The sequence below is a fragment of the Pseudomonas sp. TUM22785 genome (genome assembly GCF_028198105.1).
GTDB classification, from domain to species: Bacteria; Pseudomonadota; Gammaproteobacteria; order Pseudomonadales; family Pseudomonadaceae; genus Metapseudomonas; species Metapseudomonas solani.
Map to the genome: position 1 here is coordinate 4,190,665 of NZ_CP116239.1, position 18,489 is coordinate 4,209,153.

Genomic DNA, 18,489 nt, shown 5'->3' on the forward strand with positions numbered 1-18,489 from the left:
CTGCGGAGCGGTTCCAAGCCTGCTGCGTCAAGCAGGCCCTATGCCCGGGTGAACGGGCTCCATCGAGCCGCACCATGGTCGAATCGAATGGCCCGCCACCGCCGCTCGCCTCGCCCCGGCCCTCGGCTGCGCGCGCAGGCAGCAATGATTTATCGCGGATGATTGATTTATACATTTGATAATAATTATCATTTGATAAATCTAAAACAATGCGAGCCATCATGCACAACAGGAATAAGAACAGGCTGCTGGGTCTTCTGCTGGCCGGCTGCAGCACCCCGCTTGCCGCCCAGGTCGTCAGCCTTGAAACGGTGGAAATCTCCTCCGCGCCCATCGAGAACGCGGTCCAGCGCGCCCACGCCGAACGGCGCGAGGCCGGCAGTTCGAAGGCCGTCATCGAAGCCGAACAGCTCAACCAGTTCGGCGACCAGCCGCTGGGCGATGCGCTGCGCCGCCTGGTCGGCGTGTCGTTCGCGGGTGCCAACCGCGCCCGCGAGGTGCAGTTGCGGGGCATCGGCCCCGAGTACGCGCAGGTGTTGGTCAACGGTCGGCGCATCCTCGATGCCAACTCCAAGCGCAGTGTGCAGCTGGATCGCATCCCCAGCTCACTGGTCGAGCGCGTGGAAATCATCCGCTCCCCCCTGGCCAGCCAGGAGGGCCAGGGCGCTGCCGGGACCGTCAATATCATTCTCAAGCAGCGCGCCAAGGGCGGTAACGGCGAACTCGGCATCGGCGCCGGGTACCTGGAAAGCAACGGCGGCCTGGGGGATGCCACCGCCGTCTACAGCCTGGGCAACGACAACGTCACGCTGAACCTGGCGGGCGGCGTGCAGCTGCAGCGCCGCAACGAGAGCAAGGACTCGCGGGTGTTCAACGGCAGCGGCGCCAATGGGGGCGAGCTGGGCACCAATGCACGCCGCTTCGAGCAAGGCAACTTCCTGCCCTCGCTGGAGCTGCGCCTGGACGACGACAACCGCGTGAACGTCCAGCTCGACTACCTGAAGACCACCGAATACCGCGACGACATCGCCGCCGAGCTGGAAACCGCGCAGAACGCGGTCCGTCGCACCGAGTTCGAAGACCGCGAGCGCGAACGCACCAACCTGGGCCTGCTCAGCGACTGGACGCACCAGTGGAGCGATGACACCGAGCTGCTGCTGAGCCTCGACCTGCAAAAGGCCGACGAGGACACCCAGCGCGACGCCAAGCGCTACCGGGCGAACGGCACCCTGGATCGCACCCGCCTGCGCGACGAGAACATCCACATGACCTCGGTCTCGCCCAGCCTGAAGGTCAAGACGCTGCTCGACGCCCACCGTCTCGAATGGGGCGCCGGGGCACGTCGCGAAACCCGCGAAGAAGACAACCGCAACATCGAGAACGGCACCCTCAGACCGATCAACGCCGCACGCACGTACCAGATCAGGGAGGACATCACCCACCTGTTCGCCCAGGACACCTGGCTCCTGCCCTGGGGCGACAACCTGACCTACGGCCTGCGCCTTGAGGACGCCCATACCCGCACCCGCGATTTCAACGGCGCCAAGCAGCAGACCAGCAAGCTGAGCCCGCTGCCGTCCGTCAATTACCTGGGGCACCTCAGCGCCGATACCGACTGGCGCCTGGGCATCGCCCGGACACTGCGCCGACCCGATCTGCGCGAACTGAGCCCGACCATCACCCCGGACTCCGGCACGCTGGCCAGGCCCGATACCGGCGGCAACCCTGGAATGACGCCCGAATCCATCTGGGGCGTCGACCTGGGGCTGGATCACTTCTTCAATGACCAGCGCGGCCTGCTCTCGGCCAACCTGTTCCATCGCCGGTTCAACGACAAGATCGAGAACGTCCTCAGCCAGCAGAGCGGCGGCCGCTGGCTGAGCCGCCCGGAGAACGCCGGCGACGGCCAGGCCAGCGGCCTGGAAATGGAAGCACGCGTGCCGCTGGATGCATTGGGCTTGCCGCAGCTGACGCTGTGGTCCAACGCCACCGCCGTGCACACCCTCCTGAAGAGCGCAGCCACGGGCGAAACCCGACGTTTCCTCGATCAGCCGGACTACCTGTTCAATGCCGGTGCCGACTACTACCTGGCCAGCCTGCGCACCACCCTCGGCGCCAACTACAACTGGAACAGCGGCTACAACCAGCGCTATCGCCTGGCCTCGGGCCAGACGGTAGAAGGCGATCAGGATGCCGTCGGGCGGGTCGATGTCTCGGCACGCACCCAGCTCAGCGAGAACACCAGCCTAAACCTCTCGGTGCTCAATCTCTTCGCCCAGGACGAAGACAGCCGCGCCACGACCTATGGCAGCAACGGGCTGCTGGAAAGCAACAGCCTGAGCGAGGAAGGCACCTACCGCACCTTCTACGTACGCGTGCAGACCGCGTTCTGATCGCACTCACCGATGCGCGAGGCTATCGGCGCAGCAGCGCCGGTAGCCCTGCGTTCCGGCATCAGCAAGGCCGACGGCGCGCTACAACGCATGCCTGCAACCACCAGCGCCGGATGAAAAAACAGGGTCCCCACTGCCCGCGCCCTTCAGTTCCCCCTGCTCCCAGCCGATAATCATTCAGCCGCTACGCTTGATCCCATGACGGGCGCGGTTGTCCCCTGGCACCCCAGAACGATCCATAACAAACCGGGAGTCGTCCCCATGCTTCTACGCCGCATGAAGATCGCGCCGCGCGCCATCTTCAGCTTTTCCCTGGTCACGCTGCTGGTGATCCTGCTGGGGCTGTTCGCCCTGCACCAGATGAAAGGCATCCGCGCCTCCACCGTGATCCTCAATGAAGACAGCATGCCCAGCTATGCGGCACTGGGCACGATCAACGAGAAGATGCTGCGCCTGCGCATCGTCTCCTTCCGCATCCTGGTGGACCGCGAGCCCGAGCTGCTGCGCGCCACCAACCAGCGCGAAGCGGAGCTCATCGCCCAGCTGCACCAGGCCCAGGAGCTGTACGAGAAGCTACTGGACGACGGCGAGGAAACGGCCCAGTACGGCCGCTTCAAAGGGGTGCTGGAGAGCTACTACCGGGTCAACGAAAAGCTGATGCAGCTGTCCGGCGCCAACCAGCTCGAAGAAATGCGCGCGCTGCTGGGCGGCGAGTACAAGAAGCTTTCCGATGAGCTGGGCGTGCAACTGGAGGCGCTGATGAAGATCAACCAGCGCATCGCCGCCGATACCGCGCTGCAGTCGACCGCCCAGTACGACAACGCGGTACTGGTGGTCAGCGCGGTGATGATCCTCGCCGCCCTGCTCACCGGCGTGCTCGCCCTGATCCTCACCCGCAGCATCGTCACCCCGCTGGACGAGGCGATGAAGGTGGCCGACACCGTGGCCTCCGGTAACCTCACCGAGCGCATCGAGGTGCACGGCAGCGACGAACCGGCCCTGCTGCTCGGCTCCCTGCGCACCATGCAGCAGAGCCTGAAGACCACCATCGAGCACATCGCCCGCTCCTCCGACCAGTTGGCCTCCGCCGCCGAGGAACTCAACGCGGTGACCGAGGACTCCAGCCGTGGCCTGCACCAGCAGAACCAGGAGATCGAGCAGGCCGCCACCGCAGTCAACGAGATGACCACCGCCGTGGACGAAGTGGCGCGCAACGCCGTCGCCACCTCCGAGGCCTCGCGGGAATCCGACCGCACCGCACGCGGCGGCCAGGACCAGGTCAACCGCACGGTGGACTCCATCAGCGACCTGGCCCGTGACGTCGGCCAGACCTCCAGCCAGGTGGAAGAACTGGCCGGCAAGGTGCAGGGCATCAGCAAGGTCCTCGACGTGATCCGCGCCATCGCCGAGCAGACCAACCTGCTGGCCCTCAACGCCGCCATCGAGGCCGCCCGCGCCGGTGACGCCGGCCGCGGTTTCGCCGTGGTCGCCGACGAGGTGCGCGCCCTCGCCCACCGCACCCAGCAGTCGACCCAGGAGATCGAGCAGATGATCGGTGGCATCCAGCAGGGCACTAACCAGGCGGTGGATGCCATGCAGAACAGCAGCCAGCGCGCCCGCGCCACCCTGGAGATGGCCCGTGCCGCCGGCCAGGCGCTGGACACCATCACCGAAGCCATCAGCCACATCAGCGAGCGCAACCTGGTGATCGCCAGCGCCTCAGAGGAGCAGGCCCAGGTGGCCCGCGAGGTGGACCGCAACCTGGTAAACATCCGCGACCTGGCCCAGCAGACCGCCGCCGGCGCCCACCAGACCAGCTCCGCCAGCCAGGAGCTGTCGCGCCTGGCCATTGACCTCAATGGCCTGGTGGCGCGCTTCCGCGTGTGATCGCAGCGCCTGCGCACCCCCTCGCGCAGGCGCTGCACAAGCGCACATGCGTACAAGCCGGCCGCCGGCCGTTGTGCAAGGCTGACGGCCCGCTGCCCCTCTGCACGGATAAAGGAACCCACGCATGAACCGCAGCGAAATGCGCCGCGTCGACCTGAACATGCTGATCGTCTTCGAGACGCTGATGCATGAACGCAACCTGACCCGCACCGCCGAGAAGCTGTTCCTCGGCCAGCCGGCGATCAGCGCCGCCCTGTCGCGCCTGCGTGACTATTTCAACGACCCGCTGTTCGTGCGCAGCGGCCGCGCCATGGAGCCCACCACCCGCGCGGTGGAGATCCTCCAGCAGCTGCGCCCGGCACTGGACGCCATGTCCAACGCCCTCAGCCACGCCCACGAGTTCGACCCGGCTACCAGCAACCTGGTGTTCCGCATCGGCCTTTCCGACGACGTCGAGTGCGGCCTGCTGCCGCCGCTGCTCAACCACCTGCGCGAGGTGGCGCCGAACATCGTGCTGGTGGTGCGCCGCGCCAACTTCCTGCTGATGCCAAGCCTGCTGGCCTCGGGGGAGATTTCCGTTGGTGTCAGCTACACCACCGAGCTGCCGGCCAACGCCAAGTGCCGCACCCTGCGGCGCATCCAGACCATGGTGCTGCGCGCCGACAAGCGCCCCGAGCCGCTGACCCTGGACGACTACTGCAGCCGTCCCCACGCGCTGATCTCCTTCTCCGGCGACCTGTGCGGCAACATCGACCAGGACCTGGCGCGCATCGGCCGTTCGCGCCGCGTGACCCTGGCCGTGCCGCAGTTCAACGGCTTGCGCGCGCTGCTGGCCAACTCCGAGCTGATCGCCACCGTGCCCGACTACGCCGCCAGCGAACTGGTGGCCGGCGGCGGCCTGCGCGCCGAGCCACCACCCTTCGAGATCGTCCCGGCCAAGCTGACCATGGCCTGGCGCGGTGCCCAGGACAACGACACCGCCGAGCGCTGGCTGCGCACGCAGATCGTGCGGTTCATGAGCGAAGACGGGCTCTGAGGCGAATTAACAACGTTTAACTCGCGCCCCAGGGCGGCGCCCCGAACAATCCCGGTGATCCTCCCGTGGCCCCAGGCCACGGGCCAGCCACCGCGAACCGGGATGAACGCCATGGCCAGCCTCCAACACGACAGCACCTGCGAGCACGAACAGCCCGTCGATGCCGGAACTTCCGGCGGCCTCGCCCCCTGGCGCGAGCGCCTGGCCAAGCAGATGCTCCTCGACCACCTCGCCGAGGGCATCCCCGTCGCCCGCCTGGCCGAGGCCTGCGCCCTCTCCCGCAGCCACTTCGCCCGCGCCTTCAAATGCAGCACCGGCATGACGCCCCAGGACTGGCTGCGCCAGCAACGCCTGGCCCGCGCCAAGGAGCTGATCCGCACCTCCGACCTCAGCCTCACCCGCATCGGCCTCGAATGCGGCTTCTACGACCAGGCCCACTTCTCCCGCCTCTTCACCCGCGCCGAAGGGGTCAACCCGATGAGCTGGCGGCTGATCGGCGAGTGATCCCAATGATTTCGTTCCCGTGGTGCCTCATGTAGGTCGGGTGCAACCCGACAGCGACGCAGCCCATGCACCGCGGGTTTCACCCGCCCTACGTGCTCGACCTACGGGCTGGCTCGCGACCCATGTAGGGGCGACTTCAGTCGCCAAGCAGGCCGCAGGGCTGCCCTGACACGGTGCCCCTGGCGGCATCGCTCGGTGGATGAAAAGAGCGTCATCCACCCTACACACCGGTCGGCACCGTGGTTCGGGTGGGGCACGGCGCCGTAGGTTGGCGCCGAGCGCAGCGAGGCCCAACGGTGCGAGGTTCGGCCTCGCTGCAGGGTTCGCTCAACCTGCAAACTCAATGGGCACTACCGGCATCGGTGCTCCGCGCCAGAGGCTGGGCAGCGGCAGCGCCTGGCGCCATTCGGGGGCACGCGGGGGGTGCAGTTCCAACAGCTCGCCGCCGCTGTGCAACTTGTCCAGGGCGTAGGCGCGGGTGGTTTCCAGCAGGCGGTAGCACACCTGCTCCTCCTCCGGCTCCGCCAGCAGCAGGGATTTCGCCACCAGATGGCTGATGGCCTCGTACAGCCGTGTCTCGCTGAGGCGCTCGCAGCCGATGACGCGAACGGCGCTTTCGAAAGTGAAGGCCTGCTTGAACAGCGCCAGGCGTTGCAGCACGACACGCTCCAGGGCAGAGAGCAGACCGTAGCTCCAATCCAGGTTCGCCCGCAGGCTCTGATGCCGGGCCGCTGCGGTGCGACGCCCCTGGGCCAGCAGCTGGAACTGGCCATCGAGCAGCCGTTGCAGGCCTTCGAGGCCCAGGCCATCCACCTGGGCCGCCGCCAGTTCGATGGCCAGGGGCAGGCCGTCGAGACGACGGCAGATGTCGCTCACCAGCGGCACGTCCCCGGGGCGCAGGCGGAAGCCGTCCTGGCGCGCACGGGCGCAGGCGACGAACAGGCGGATGGCCGCACAGCCCAGCGCCTCGTCCACGCCGCAGTCGCCCGGTGGTGGCGGCACCGGCAACCCCGCCAGGCGCTGGATGCACTCGCCTTCGGCCAGCAAGGGTTCGCGGCTGGTGGCCAGGATCGCCAGGCGCGGCGCACGGCGCAGCAGGCCTTCGGCAAGCAGCGCGCTGGCATCGATGACGTGCTCGCAGTTGTCCAGCACCAGCAGCGCGTGGCGCTGCCGCAGTTGGCAGCCGAGGGCGGCGAGGGGCTCGCCGTTGGCCGGCGCCAGGCCAAGCACCGTGGCCACCGCAGCGGCCACGCCTTCGGGCCCGCAGGCGGCCAGGTCGATGAAGTGCACGCCGTCCGCGTAGTGCTCCAGCAGCAACTCGGCGACGCGCAGGGCCACGGTGGTCTTGCCCATGCCGCCGGGGCCCACCAGGGTGAAGAAGCGCCGCGCCGGCAACTGGCTCACCAGCGTGCCGACCACGGCATCGCGCCCCTCGATACGGGTCAGCCGCATGGGCAGGTTGTGTGCCGGTAGCGCCGCCGGGGTCGAGACACTGCCTTCACAGGCGACTTCGGCGACGAAGCTGTAGCCGCGCTGCGGCACATTGGCGATGAAGCGGCGCCCGTCGCGACCATCGCCAAGGGCGCGGCGCAGGGCGGCGATGTGCACCCGCAGGTTGGTTTCCTCCACCACAGTGGTCGGCCAGACGCGGGCGATGATGCAGTCCTTGCCGACCAGGTGGCCGGCGTTCTCCAGCAACAGCTGGAGGATGTCCAGGGCGCGGCTGCCCAGACGCAGCGGCTGGCCGTCTTCGAGCAGCAGGCGCTGCTGAACGTGAAAGCGGAACGCGCCGAAGCGCAGGACCCGCTCATCCCGGGTGGTGCTGATGTCGTGCATGTCACTGTATGCCGGCAACCGGCGGGCACCCTGCGAACTGCCTGCAAGGCCCCGATCCGGGCCCGTGCACCCTCCTTTCGAGAATGCTTCCCATCATCCCAGCCTGATGCGACAGGACAACGGCAACGGGAGGATAAGAACGGCCAAGGCGATGCCCAGGACGGACACGGGCCCCGGCGAGGCCCTTGGCCCGGCACCCCGGGGTCAACTGAACTGGCGGCGATACTGTGCAGGGCTGAGGCCAAGCTTTTCGGCGAAGAGGAAACTCATGTGCCGCACGCTGCCGAAACCGCTGCGATAAGCCACGGTCTTCAGGGGCAGGTCGCCGGTTTCCAGCAGGTGGCGGGCGCGGTCGAGGCGCGCGCCCTGGAGGAACTCCATGGGCGTCATCTTCACCTCGCGGGCGAACACCCGGGAGAAGTGCCGGGGGCTCATGGCCACCAGGGTGGCCATGCGCTCGATGCTGAAGGGCTCGTCCAGGTGCTCCAGCACGTGGTTCTGCACCCGCGCAATGGGCGAATCACCTCCCACCACGCCGGCCGCCAACGGGCTGAATTGCGCCTGGCCGCCCTGGCGCTGCATCACCACCAGCAGCACCTTGGCCACGTCCAGGGCCAGCTTGCGGCCATGGTCCTCGGCGACCACGCCCAGGGCCAGGTCGATGCCGGCGGTGACGCCGCCGGAGGTGAGCAGCTTGCCGTCGCGGATGTAGATCTGGTCGGTCTCGATCTCGGCGCCCGGACAGCGCGCGGCCAGGCGCTCGATGTAGTGCCAGTGGGTGGTGACGCGGCGGCCTTCGAGCAACCCGGCCTCGCCGAGGATGAAGGCACCGGTGCAGATCGAGCCATAGCGCCGCGACGCCTCGGCGGCCCGGCCAAGCCAGGTGAGCATGGCCTCATCCTGGCGGTCGTTGTAGGCACCCGGGCCACCGGGCACCAGCAACAGGTCATAGGTCGGCTCGGCGTCCTCTATCAGCAGATCGGCCTGCATGGCCAGGCCGTTGGAGGCGCGCACCGTGCGCTCGCCGGCGGCCAGGGTGACGATGCGATAGGCCTCTTGCGGCGGCAGGTAGCGGTTGGCGATGGAAAACACATCCATGGGGCCGGCCACATCGAGCATCAGCAGGTCGGGGAATAGCAGGATGGCAACGGTCTTCATGCAGCGGCAGGGTCGTTCCGAGGGAGGGTGTGGGCAGTATGAACAGGCTCTGGGACACTGTCTGCGAACAATTTCCCGCCTCCGCCCGAGCCCCCATTGGCGCCGCCGCTGCACCGCCTGTCGGGAACCCGGGACAGCGCCTTGCGCCGGCGTGCGCTTTGAAAAGACTTGTTGCTATTCCTCCATCGCCGCCGTTCGGTCGAATCTCCAGAATGGCGCCTCCCTGAATCTTCGGATAGCCGACGTGGATTACCTCCTGCAACTCGTGTCGAACCCCACCGCCTGGATCGCCCTGGCCACCCTGGTGGTCATGGAAGTGGTACTGGGTATCGACAACCTGATCTTCATCTCGATCCTCACCAACAAGCTGCCCGAGCACCAGCGCGCCAAGGCCCGCCGCCTGGGCATCGGCATGGCGCTGATCCTGCGCCTGGGCCTGCTCGGCACCGTGGCCTGGATCGTGCAACTGGTGCACCCGGTGTTCGAGGTGTTCGACCACGCGTTCTCCTGGAAGGACATGATCCTCATCGCCGGCGGCCTGTTCCTGCTGTGGAAGGCCACCACGGAAATCCGCCACTCGGTGGACCCGGCGCCGGAAGGCGACCTGTTCGTCGGCAAGCAGGTCGCCGCGATCGGCTTCAGCTCGGCCATCGTGCAGATCCTGCTGCTGGACCTGGTGTTCTCCGTCGACAGCATCATCACCGCCGTGGGCATGACCGAGCATGTGCCGATCATGGTCATCGCCGTGGTCGCCGCCGTCACCGTGATGCTGCTGGCTGCCGATCCCCTGGCGCGCTTCATCAACAACAACCCCACGGTGGTGATGCTGGCCCTGGGCTTCCTGATCATGATCGGCATGACCCTGATCGCCGAAGGCTTCGGCGCCCACGTGCCCAAGGGCTACATCTACGCCGCCATGGCCTTCTCCGCCGCCATCGAAGCGCTCAACATGCTGTCCCGCCGCGCCCGTCGCAAGGCACAGCCGCAGGAGTGACGCACCGCCCCTCTCCTGCGGGAGAGGGGCGACTTCCGTTGCCCAGGACAGCACCGTAGCCCGGGCTTCAGCCCGGGGCCGCGCCCACCCCCGCCTGGTGGATGAAAAGAGCGTCATCCACCCTACACCCCGATAGGCACCGGGCCCGGTGGGAGCGAATTCATTGGCTCTGTCTGCGTTAGCTGTTGTGGTTTTAAAGCAAGCGCTCAAGCACGGCCATTTCCGGGCGCCCAAGAGTTCGTACCACCTCCACCGCATGGGTTTCGCTTCGCTCTACACCATCCTACGAAAGCCCGTGCGCACCACATGGCGATGCGCTGGACGAAGAAAGTTGGAGCAGCCGCCAACGCCCCTCCAGGAGGCCGAACGCAGTCGTTGCGCCGGGGGACGAGCGGCATGGATGCCGCGAGAGGCGCGCCAGGCCATGGATGGCCCATCGCGCCGGCCCCCAGAGCAACGATGGAGTGAGGGAACCCCGGCGAAGCCGGGGCCGGATGATGGGGCAAGCCCTTTTGGTTCCTTTTAAGGCGATTGTTAAAAGGGACTCGCCCGGGGGGGCGAAACCAGAAACATCACCAGAACTCGGCAATCAGCTGGGCTCAATTCTTCTAGCAACACTTAACGCAGACAGAGCCATTCATTCGCGATGCCTTTCACGGATGAAACCGCCCCCACCTGCCCTGTTCGCTGCAAAAACCGCGAAACTGACCTGAACCCTTCATATAGATATGAGATCAACATCATATCGATGCGCCAGGTGGCGATCGAAGCGCCATATCGTTACGAAGGAGTCGAACTTCGATGAATATTTCCCCTGAACTGGCCCTGTCCCAAGCCCGCGAACGGCTGCAGCACATGCGCAACGCCGCTGATGGACGCACCCTCGCCTACCGTTTCGGCGTGGCACAGGGTTATATCAACGCGCTGCGTGATTTCGCCGGGCTGGATGCGGAAACCTGGCGCCACCTGCTCGACGAGGCCGAAGCCGTGCGCCAGGAAACGGATGCCGCGCTGCATCCGCTGGTGCCCCAGGCCTTCATCCTCGCCCAGGCCGGCCCGGCCACCGAAGGCCAGCCCGCCCTGTCCTGATCGCTCCGCTCCAGCCTGCCCGGGCCCTCGCCGGCCCGGGTCAGCTGCGCGAGCGGTGCCACTCCTCCAGCTGCTCCGGTGACATCGGTCGGGCCACGTAGTAGCCCTGCACCTCGTCGCAGCCCCACCACTGCATCAGGCGGTACAGCTCCTCGGTCTCCACGCCCTCGGCCACCACGCGATAGCCCAATTGCCGCGCGAGCTGGATCACCGCGCCCACCACCCGCTGGTCGCGCAGCTCGGTCTGCACGTTGCGCATGAACGACTGGTCCAGCTTCACCGAACTGGCGGGCAGGTCGCGCAGGTAGGACCAGTTGCTGTAGCCGGTGCCGAAGTCGTCGATGGCCAGCTCGATGCCCTGGTCGCGCAGGCGGAACAGGTTGCGCCGCACCTCCTCCGGGTTCTTCATCAGCACGCTTTCGGTGAACTCCAGCTCCAGGCATGAGCCGTCGATCTGGTGGCTGCGCACCAGCTCGATGATGCGGTCGACGAAATCGGCATCGTCCATGTCGCTGGCCGAGACGTTGATCGACACCTTCCAGCCCCAGCCCTGCCGCTGCCATTCGCGGGCCTGCACGATGGCCCGCTCGGCCACCCACAGGCTCAACGGGCGGATCAGCGCGGTGCGCTCGGCCAGAGGGATGAATTCCGCCGGGCTGATGCCTCCCAGTTGCGGGTGGCGCCAGCGCAGCAGCCCCTCGACCCCGACCAGGCGACCGCTGACCAGGTCGACACGGGGCTGGTACTCCAGACGCAGCTGGTCCTCGGCGTGCACCGCCCTGGACAACGACGACAGGAGGATGAAGGCACGCTGCTGGGCATGGTCCAGCGCGGCCTCGTAGTAGCGCCAGCGCACCCCGGTTTCCCGGGCGTTGTCGGCGGAGCTGACCAGCAACCGCAGCCAGTCGCGATTGTCCGTCTGCGGATCGAGATCGAGAATGCCGGCGCCGAAGCGGATCTGCAGCGGGATGCCCTCGCACTCGATGGGCGCCGAGAAAACGTCGGCGAGGCGGTGGGAGAGCCTTTCCACGGCCTCGCGCCGGGCGCCGTGGATGATGAAGCCAAAGCGCGTGGGGCTGATCTTGTAGAGCAGGTGCCCCTCCGGCAGCGCCTGCTGCAGACGGGTCTTGATCAGCAGCATCAACGCCGCCGAGAAGGGGTAGCCGAGCACCTTGACGATGTCGTTGAGGAAGGCCGGCGCGATCATGTCCGCCGCGACCACGGTGATGCGCTGACCGGCGCGCAGCGCCCCCTCCACGTCCTCCTCCAGGCGCAGGCGGTTGTACAGGCCAGTTGGCTGGTCGATGAAGGTGGCCTCGCGGATGTTGCGCAGGCGCAGCATCGCCAGTTCCGCGAGGGACTCCAGCATGGCGGCATCGCGCGCCGACAGCGGCGGGCGCGGCTCGCTGTCGATGATGCAGAAGCTGCCCAGGGCCAGGCGCTCCTCGGTGAGCAGCGGCACGCTGGCGTAGAAGCGGATGCCGGGCTCGCCGGTGACCAGCGGGTTGTCGCAAAAGCGCTCGTCCAGGCGCGCATCGCCGACCTGGAACAACTGCTCCGACATCACCGCGTGGGCGCAGAACGCGTCAAGCCGGGGCGTCTCGCTCACGGCGAGGCCCACCCTGGCGCAGAACCACTGGCGGTTGTCATCGATGATCGAGATCAGCGCGATGGGCACCTCGAAATACCGGGTGGCCATCTGCACCAGCTTCTCGAAGACCTCGTCCTGTCGATTTTCCAGCGGCCGCAGCGCGCGGACCCTGTTCTGGCGTTCGGTTTCATTGGTGGGGAGAGGGGTTACGTCCATATGTCCTCCCGACGATTGGACCCTTGGCTCTGACAGCCTTCGACGACCTTTGATTCAAGCAGCCCGATCGCCTCGGCGCCGCCCCGTGTATTCACAACGCCATTCTCGGACTCGTCCGATGGGACAGGAACCTCCCCGGAGGCATCCTGAATCCGCTCCAGATAACGCCGCCAACCTGTCGCGGCGGGCCTGCTCGCAGCAGGCGGCGGTATCGGAGCGCCCATTTTCGTCACCCTCTCAGAAAGGTACTTCGATGAGCATTTCCAAGCGCACCCTGCGCAAGCTGCCCCTGGCCCTCGCGGTCGGCCTCGCCACCCTGGCATCCCAGCAAGCCTTTTCCCATGGCTACATCGAGAGCCCGAAATCCCGCTCGCTGATGTGCAGCATGGGCGGCGGCAACCTCAACGCCAATTGCGGCTCCATCCAGTGGGAACCGCAGAGCGTGGAATACCGTCCCGACGCGCAGAACCACTTCGGCGGCAAGTGGTGCGGCGGCACCTTCCGTGAATGCGGCCCGGCCGATGGCACCATCGCCGCCGGTGGCCACAACTCCTACAGCCCGCTGAACGAGCAGACCGCCACCCGCTGGCACAAGACCACCATCAAGTCGGGCATGCAGGAATTCCGCTGGAAGTACACCGCTGGCCACGCCACCGCCTACTGGCAGTTCTACATCACCAAGAAGGACTGGAACCCCAACCAGCCGCTGACCCGCGCCTCCTTCGAAGCCGCCCCGCTGCTGCACGAAGACTTCGCCACCAGCGGTCATGCCAAGCCGGTTTCCCAAGGCTCCAGCACCCACCGCCTGAACATTCCCGCTGACCGCAGTGGCTACCATGTGATCCTCGCCACCTGGCGCATCGGCGACACCGACGCCACCTTCTACCAGGCGGTCGACGTCAACATCGACAACGATGGCGCCGGCAACGGCGGCACCACCCCGCCGGCACCGGAATGGAACCAGATCGGCGCCGTGCAGCCCGAGCCCCTCAGCGTCGGCGACACCGTGACCCTGCGCGCCTTCGCCAAGACCGGGCAGCTCAACAGCATTTCGCTGAAGATCGAGAACGCCAACCAGGCCCAGGCCAACAACTGGCCCTTCCTGCTGGCGCAGAAGGTCAACGCCGCCGACCTCGGCTACAAGCTGGGCGAGCTGAACACCACCGGCGACGTCGTGCCCAACTACGGCCGTAACGGCATCCACGTGAAGGCCGACAGCAAGGTCGTGCGCGTCGAAGTGCAGAAAGACCAGCCGAGCGTACCGGGCTCCCTGGGCCTGACCGGCCTGCAGGACAGCTACCAGATCAAGGATGGCAAGGCCGACCTGCACTTCAACGCCATCGCCCAGGGTGGCGAGTACCAGGTCAAGGCCACGGTGCTCAACGCCAAGGGTGAGACCGTCGCCCACCAGGAAGCCGCACCGGGCAACACTCCGCACTTCCACATCCCGCTGCTGAAGGCCGAAGCCGGCAAGCACGACCTGGTGGTCGTGGCCACGCCGAAGAAGGGCGAGCTGCTGCAGCAGACCCACAGCTTCAGCCTGATCGCCGAACCGGGTAACGGTGGCGAGAACCCGGGCGAAGGCGAAAACCCGGGCAACGCCAAGTACGACTTCGTCTTCCCGGACGGCCTGGCCGACTACAAGGCCGGCACCACCGTGCTGGCCAAGGACGGCAACGTCTACGAGTGCAAGCCCTTCCCCGCCAGCGGCTACTGCAAGCAGTGGACCCCGGGTTCGAACCAGTTCGAGCCGGGCAAGGGTTCCCACTCCGGCATGGCCTGGGATCGCAAGTAACCCGACCGGGGCCGGGCCATCGCCCGAGCCCCCACCCCGATGAACCGGAACGCCCGACGGCCAGGAGCCGCCGGGCCGTTCCCGTCCCCGACGGAACTGCCGCCATGACGCTCATCCCCACCCTGCCGCGCGCGCTGCCGCCCCAAGCCCTGCATGGCCTGGCTGCGCTGCTGTTGTGCGCCTGGCTGGCCTGGCTGGGCCTGGGCAGCGGCGACTACCACCAGGCCCTGCGGGCCCAAGCCGACGCACCGCCGACCCGACCGTCGCTGCCGACGGCCATGCCAGCGCCGAGCCTGGATGCCACCACCATCGCCCTGATGTTCGGCGCCATGCCGCCGCAGCAGGACGCCCACGAGGAAGACCCCGGCATGCTCCTGACGCTGCTCGCCAGCCTGCGTGCCGACCACCCTGAAGATTCCCGCGCGCTGATCGCCTCCCCCGGCGGCAGCGCCTTCCACCGCCCCGGCGAGCGCCTGCCCGGTGGCGCCCTGCTGCGCAGCGTGGAGGCCGACCACGTGCTCATCCTGCGCAATGGCCGCGAACAGCGCCTGGGCTTCGCCCGCCCCGCCGAAACCCTGCTGGTGCCCCTGGCTGCGCCAGCGCCCTCGCCCGAGACGACGCCATGAACCTCACCCGCACCACCCGCGCCCTGCTGATGCTCGGCACCCTGCTCTGCCCCCTCGCCGCATACGCTGCCAAGGACGAGCAGCGCCAGTGGACCCTCAACATGAAGGACGCCGACCTGCGCGACCTGGTCAGCGAAGTCGGTGCGATCACCGGCAAGACCATGGTCCTGGACCCACGCATGAGCGGCAAGGTCACCGTGCAATCGGCCGCCGCCATGGACCAGGCCGGGATCTATGCGCTGTTCCTCAGCGTGCTGCGCAGCCAGGGCTTTGCCGCGCTGGATCAGGGCAACCGCGTGCTCATCGTGCCGGTGGCCGACGCCAAGACCCGCGCCAGCGAACACGACGGCAGCGCCGGTGAAGCCGTGGTCACCCAGGTGCTGCCGCTGCACAACGCCAGCGCCGCCGAAGTGGCCGCCGTGGTGCGTCCGCTGGTGGCCACCGACGCCTATATCGCGCCCTCCACCACCGCCAACGCCCTGGTGGTGACCGACAGCGCCAGCAACGTCGAGCGCATCCGCCAGGTGGTCCGCGAACTGGACGACTCCGGCCAGCGTGCCTTCAGCACCCTGAGCCTGAAGCACGCCTGGGCCAGCGACCTGGCCAGCACCCTGAGCGAGAGCGTCAACCAGGCCAATGGCGGCGCACCGGGCGCCAAGGCGGTGGCCGATGCCCGCAGCAACCGCCTGATCCTCATTGGCCCGGAGCCGGCCCGCGCGCAGATGGCGCGCCTGGCCCGCGCCCTGGACACACCCGGTGACGCCAGCGACGGCACCCGCGTGGTCCGCCTGCACCACAGCGACGCCAAGCGCCTGGCCGAGCTGCTCAGCGGCATCGGCAAGCGCCTGGAAGTGGGGCGTGGCGGCAAGGACGGCCAGGCCGGCTCCATTCTCATCAGTGCCGACGAGAGCCAGAACGCCCTGGTGCTGATGGCCGAGCCGGCGCAACTGGCGATGCTCGACGGCATCATCGCCCAGCTCGACCGCCCCCGCGCCCAGGTGCTGGTGGAGGCGGCGATCGTCGAAGTCAGCGGCGACATCAACGAAGCCCTCGGCGTGCAGTGGGCCGGTCGCGGCGGCGATATCGCCGGCGCCGTGCAGTTCGGCGGCAACGGCATCGCCATCGGCTCGGTGATCAACGCCCTGGAGGACGGCAAGCGCCCGACGCTGCCGGACGGCACCCTGATCGGCATCGGCAGCCGCAACTTCGGTGCGCTGATCAGCGCCCTGTCCAGCGACTCCAACAACAACCTGCTCTCCACCCCCAGCCTGCTGACCCTGGACAACGAGGCGGCGGAAATCCTCGTCGGCCAGAACGTGCCCTTCCAGACCGGCTCCTACACCACCGACAGCGCCGGCGCCTCCAACCCCTTCACCACGGTGGAGCGCCGCGACATCGGCATCACCCTCAAGGTCACCCCGCACATCAACGACGGCGACACCCTGCGACTCAAGGTCGAGCAGGAAAGCTCGGAGCTGGCGGCCGCGCCGGCGGGCATCTCCACCAGCGACGTGATCACCAACAAACGCGCGGTGAAGAGCACCATCCTCGCCGACGACGGACAGATCATCGTCATCGGCGGGCTGATCAAGGACAACGTCAAGACCCAGGTCAGCAAGGTGCCGCTGCTGGGCGACATCCCGCTGCTGGGCGCGCTGTTCCGCTCCAGCAAGGACGTGGTGGAGAAGACCAACCTGATGGTGTTCCTGCGCCCCACCCTGTTGCGCAGCAGCGAAGCCGCTGAACGCCTCGGCCAGCGCAAGTACGAAGACCTGCGCCAGTTGCGCAGCAACGACCCGGCGGCCAACCGCCTGCTGCTGCCCAGCGCGCCGCGCCAGCTGTTCGACCCCACCGCCGAGCCGGCCATCGACCTGCGCAACGGGGCCCGCCGATGAGCGCCGTGGCCCGCCTGCCCTTCAGCTACGCCCGGCGCCACGGGGTGCTGCTGGACGATGGCGAACTGCTGTGCCGCGCCGACACGCACCTGGCCATCCTCACCGAGGTGCGCCGCCTGCACGGCGAGCCGGCGCGCTGCCGGGTGCTCGGCCAGGACGCCTTCGCCGAACGCCTGGCCCTGCACTATCGGGACGGCCAGGGCGACGCCCAGCAGGTGGCCGCCGGCCTGGGCGAGCAGATGGCCGGCGACAACGACCTCGCCAGTCTGGCCGAGCACCTGCCGCAGACCACCGACCTGATGGACCAGGAAGACGACGCGCCGATCATCCGCCTGATCAACGCCATCCTCGGCGAGGCGGTGAAGGCCCATGCCTCGGACATCCACCTGGAGACCTTCGAGCAGCACCTTTCGGTGCGCATGCGCGTGGACGGCCTGCTGCGTGAAATCCTCCGCCCACGGCGCGAGCTGGCCGGGCTGCTGGTGTCGCGGATCAAGGTCATGGCGCGGCTGGACATCGCCGAGAAGCGCATCCCCCAGGACGGCCGCATCGCCTTGCGCATCGCCGGCCACGAGGTGGACGTGCGCGTCTCCACTCTGCCCTCGGCCCACGGCGAGCGGGTGGTGATGCGCCTGCTGGACAAACAGGCCGGGCGCCTCGACCTCGCCCGCCTGGGCATGGACGCCGCCACCCGCACGCGCCTCGAAGGCGCCCTGGCGCGGCCCCACGGCATCCTACTGGTCACCGGCCCCACCGGCTCGGGCAAGACCACCACGCTGTACGCCGGGCTTTCCAGCCTCAACAGCGAGTCGCGCAATATCCTCACCATCGAAGACCCGGTGGAGTACCACCTGCCCGGCATCGGCCAGACCCAGGTCAACACCAAGGTCGACATGACCTTCGCCCGGGGCCTGCGCGCCATCCTCCGCCAGGACCCGGACGTGGTGATGGTGGGCGAGATCCGCGACCGCGAAACCGCCGAGATCGCCGTGCAGGCTTCCCTCACCGGGCACCTGGTGATCTCCACCCTGCACACCAACAGCGCCGTGGGTGCGGTCACCCGCCTGGTGGACATGGGCGTCGAACCCTTCCTGCTCTGCACCTCGCTGCTCGGCGTGCTGGCCCAGCGCCTGGTGCGCGTGCTCTGCCCCCATTGCAAGGTCGAAACCCGCGCCGACGCCGCTGCCTGCGCCCAGCTGGGCCTGGCCCCGGACGCCGCGCCCCGGCTATGGCAGCCGAGCGGTTGCCCGGCCTGCCAGCACAGCGGCTACCGGGGCCGCCAGGGCCTCTACGAACTGGTGCTGCTGGACGAAACCTTGCGCCAGCTGATCCACCAGGGCAGCGGCGAGGCCGACCTGGCACGCCATGCCCGCCAGCACGGGCCGAGCCTGTTCGCCGACGGCCGGGACAAGGTCCTGGCCGGCGTCACCAGCCTCGAAGAGCTGCTGCGCGTGACTCGGGAGGATTGA

Annotated in this window: 12 protein-coding genes and 2 pseudogenes; 11 read left to right on the forward strand and 3 right to left on the reverse strand. The window is 67.9% G+C overall.

Annotated features, from left to right (window positions below; all coding sequences use genetic code 11):
• Positions 1-221: 221 nt before the first annotated feature.
• From PI990_RS19030 to PI990_RS19045, 5 genes and pseudogenes are all read left to right on the forward strand, one after another.
• Entirely contained in the window at positions 222-2,393 is a 2,172-nt protein-coding gene (locus PI990_RS19030) for a TonB-dependent receptor plug domain-containing protein (RefSeq protein WP_271658118.1), read from the forward strand.
• Positions 2,394-2,669: 276 nt separating this feature from the next.
• Positions 2,670-3,374 (forward strand): annotated as a pseudogene (locus PI990_RS31625) (MCP four helix bundle domain-containing protein); the annotation flags it as partial.
• A 312-nt stretch (positions 3,375-3,686) separates the two neighbouring features.
• Positions 3,687-4,280: pseudogene (locus PI990_RS31630) on the forward strand (methyl-accepting chemotaxis protein); the annotation flags it as partial.
• 124 nt (positions 4,281-4,404) lie between these two features.
• Positions 4,405-5,316, forward strand: a complete 912-nt coding sequence (locus tag PI990_RS19040; protein ID WP_021222430.1) for a LysR family transcriptional regulator — start codon at positions 4,405-4,407, stop codon at positions 5,314-5,316.
• Between the two features lie 111 nt (positions 5,317-5,427).
• Positions 5,428-5,820, forward strand: coding sequence for a helix-turn-helix domain-containing protein (locus PI990_RS19045; RefSeq protein WP_271658120.1), 393 nt, complete (start codon positions 5,428-5,430; stop codon positions 5,818-5,820).
• A gap of 327 nt (positions 5,821-6,147) precedes the next feature.
• Here the strand turns inward: PI990_RS19045 and PI990_RS19050 are convergent, their stop codons facing one another.
• Entirely contained in the window at positions 6,148-7,656 is a 1,509-nt protein-coding gene (locus PI990_RS19050) for an ATP-binding protein (protein ID WP_271658121.1), read from the reverse strand.
• Positions 7,657-7,860: 204 nt separating this feature from the next.
• Positions 7,861-8,814 (reverse strand): GlxA family transcriptional regulator, encoded by a 954-nt coding sequence (locus PI990_RS19055; protein ID WP_271658122.1) that lies wholly within the window; start codon positions 8,812-8,814, stop codon positions 7,861-7,863.
• A gap of 244 nt (positions 8,815-9,058) precedes the next feature.
• Between PI990_RS19055 and PI990_RS19060 the strand changes: the two genes are divergently transcribed.
• Together PI990_RS19060 and PI990_RS19065 are read left to right on the forward strand one after the other, a co-directional pair.
• Positions 9,059-9,808 carry a TerC family protein gene (locus tag PI990_RS19060; RefSeq protein WP_021222434.1) on the forward strand — a complete coding sequence of 250 codons (750 nt, stop codon included), beginning with the start codon at positions 9,059-9,061 and terminating at the stop codon, positions 9,806-9,808.
• 801 nt (positions 9,809-10,609) lie between these two features.
• Positions 10,610-10,897: a hypothetical protein gene (locus PI990_RS19065; RefSeq protein ID WP_021222435.1), complete on the forward strand. Its 288-nt coding sequence runs from the start codon at positions 10,610-10,612 to the stop codon at positions 10,895-10,897.
• 40 nt (positions 10,898-10,937) lie between these two features.
• Here PI990_RS19065 and PI990_RS19070 read toward each other — a convergent pair whose 3' ends face one another.
• Positions 10,938-12,704 (reverse strand): putative bifunctional diguanylate cyclase/phosphodiesterase, encoded by a 1,767-nt coding sequence (locus tag PI990_RS19070; protein WP_271658123.1) that lies wholly within the window; start codon positions 12,702-12,704, stop codon positions 10,938-10,940.
• A 253-nt stretch (positions 12,705-12,957) separates the two neighbouring features.
• On the opposite strand from PI990_RS19070, the gene gbpA reads away from it, so the two are divergent.
• From gbpA to gspE, 4 genes are all read left to right on the forward strand, one after another.
• Positions 12,958-14,499: an N-acetylglucosamine-binding protein GbpA gene (gene gbpA / locus PI990_RS19075; protein ID WP_271658124.1), complete on the forward strand. Its 1,542-nt coding sequence runs from the start codon at positions 12,958-12,960 to the stop codon at positions 14,497-14,499.
• A gap of 104 nt (positions 14,500-14,603) precedes the next feature.
• Positions 14,604-15,125: a type II secretion system protein N gene (locus PI990_RS19080; RefSeq protein ID WP_052351289.1), complete on the forward strand. Its 522-nt coding sequence runs from the start codon at positions 14,604-14,606 to the stop codon at positions 15,123-15,125.
• Complete coding sequence (gspD, locus tag PI990_RS19085; RefSeq protein WP_271658125.1) at positions 15,122-17,020, forward strand: type II secretion system secretin GspD; 1,899 nt, start codon at positions 15,122-15,124, stop codon at positions 17,018-17,020. Before PI990_RS19080 ends, gspD begins: the two co-directional genes overlap by 4 nt.
• Positions 17,017-18,489 (forward strand): type II secretion system ATPase GspE, encoded by a 1,473-nt coding sequence (gene gspE, locus PI990_RS19090; protein ID WP_271658126.1) that lies wholly within the window; start codon positions 17,017-17,019, stop codon positions 18,487-18,489. Before gspD ends, gspE begins: the two co-directional genes overlap by 4 nt.

Excerpts from the sequence above, each read along its gene's own strand:
- PI990_RS19030 (WP_271658118.1), top strand. The coding sequence starts at position 222 with ATGCACAACAGGAATAAGAACAGGCTGCTGGGTCTTCTGCTGGCCGGC.
- PI990_RS19040 (WP_021222430.1), top strand. The coding sequence starts at position 4,405 with ATGAACCGCAGCGAAATGCGCCGCGTCGACCTGAACATGCTGATCGTC.
- PI990_RS19045 (WP_271658120.1), top strand. The coding sequence starts at position 5,428 with ATGGCCAGCCTCCAACACGACAGCACCTGCGAGCACGAACAGCCCGTC.
- PI990_RS19050 (WP_271658121.1), bottom strand. The coding sequence starts at position 7,656 with ATGCACGACATCAGCACCACCCGGGATGAGCGGGTCCTGCGCTTCGGC.
- PI990_RS19055 (WP_271658122.1), bottom strand. The coding sequence starts at position 8,814 with ATGAAGACCGTTGCCATCCTGCTATTCCCCGACCTGCTGATGCTCGAT.
- PI990_RS19065 (WP_021222435.1), top strand. The coding sequence starts at position 10,610 with ATGAATATTTCCCCTGAACTGGCCCTGTCCCAAGCCCGCGAACGGCTG.
- PI990_RS19070 (WP_271658123.1), bottom strand. The coding sequence starts at position 12,704 with ATGGACGTAACCCCTCTCCCCACCAATGAAACCGAACGCCAGAACAGG.
- gbpA (WP_271658124.1), top strand. The coding sequence starts at position 12,958 with ATGAGCATTTCCAAGCGCACCCTGCGCAAGCTGCCCCTGGCCCTCGCG.
- PI990_RS19080 (WP_052351289.1), top strand. The coding sequence starts at position 14,604 with ATGACGCTCATCCCCACCCTGCCGCGCGCGCTGCCGCCCCAAGCCCTG.
- gspD (WP_271658125.1), top strand. The coding sequence starts at position 15,122 with ATGAACCTCACCCGCACCACCCGCGCCCTGCTGATGCTCGGCACCCTG.
- gspE (WP_271658126.1), top strand. The coding sequence starts at position 17,017 with ATGAGCGCCGTGGCCCGCCTGCCCTTCAGCTACGCCCGGCGCCACGGG.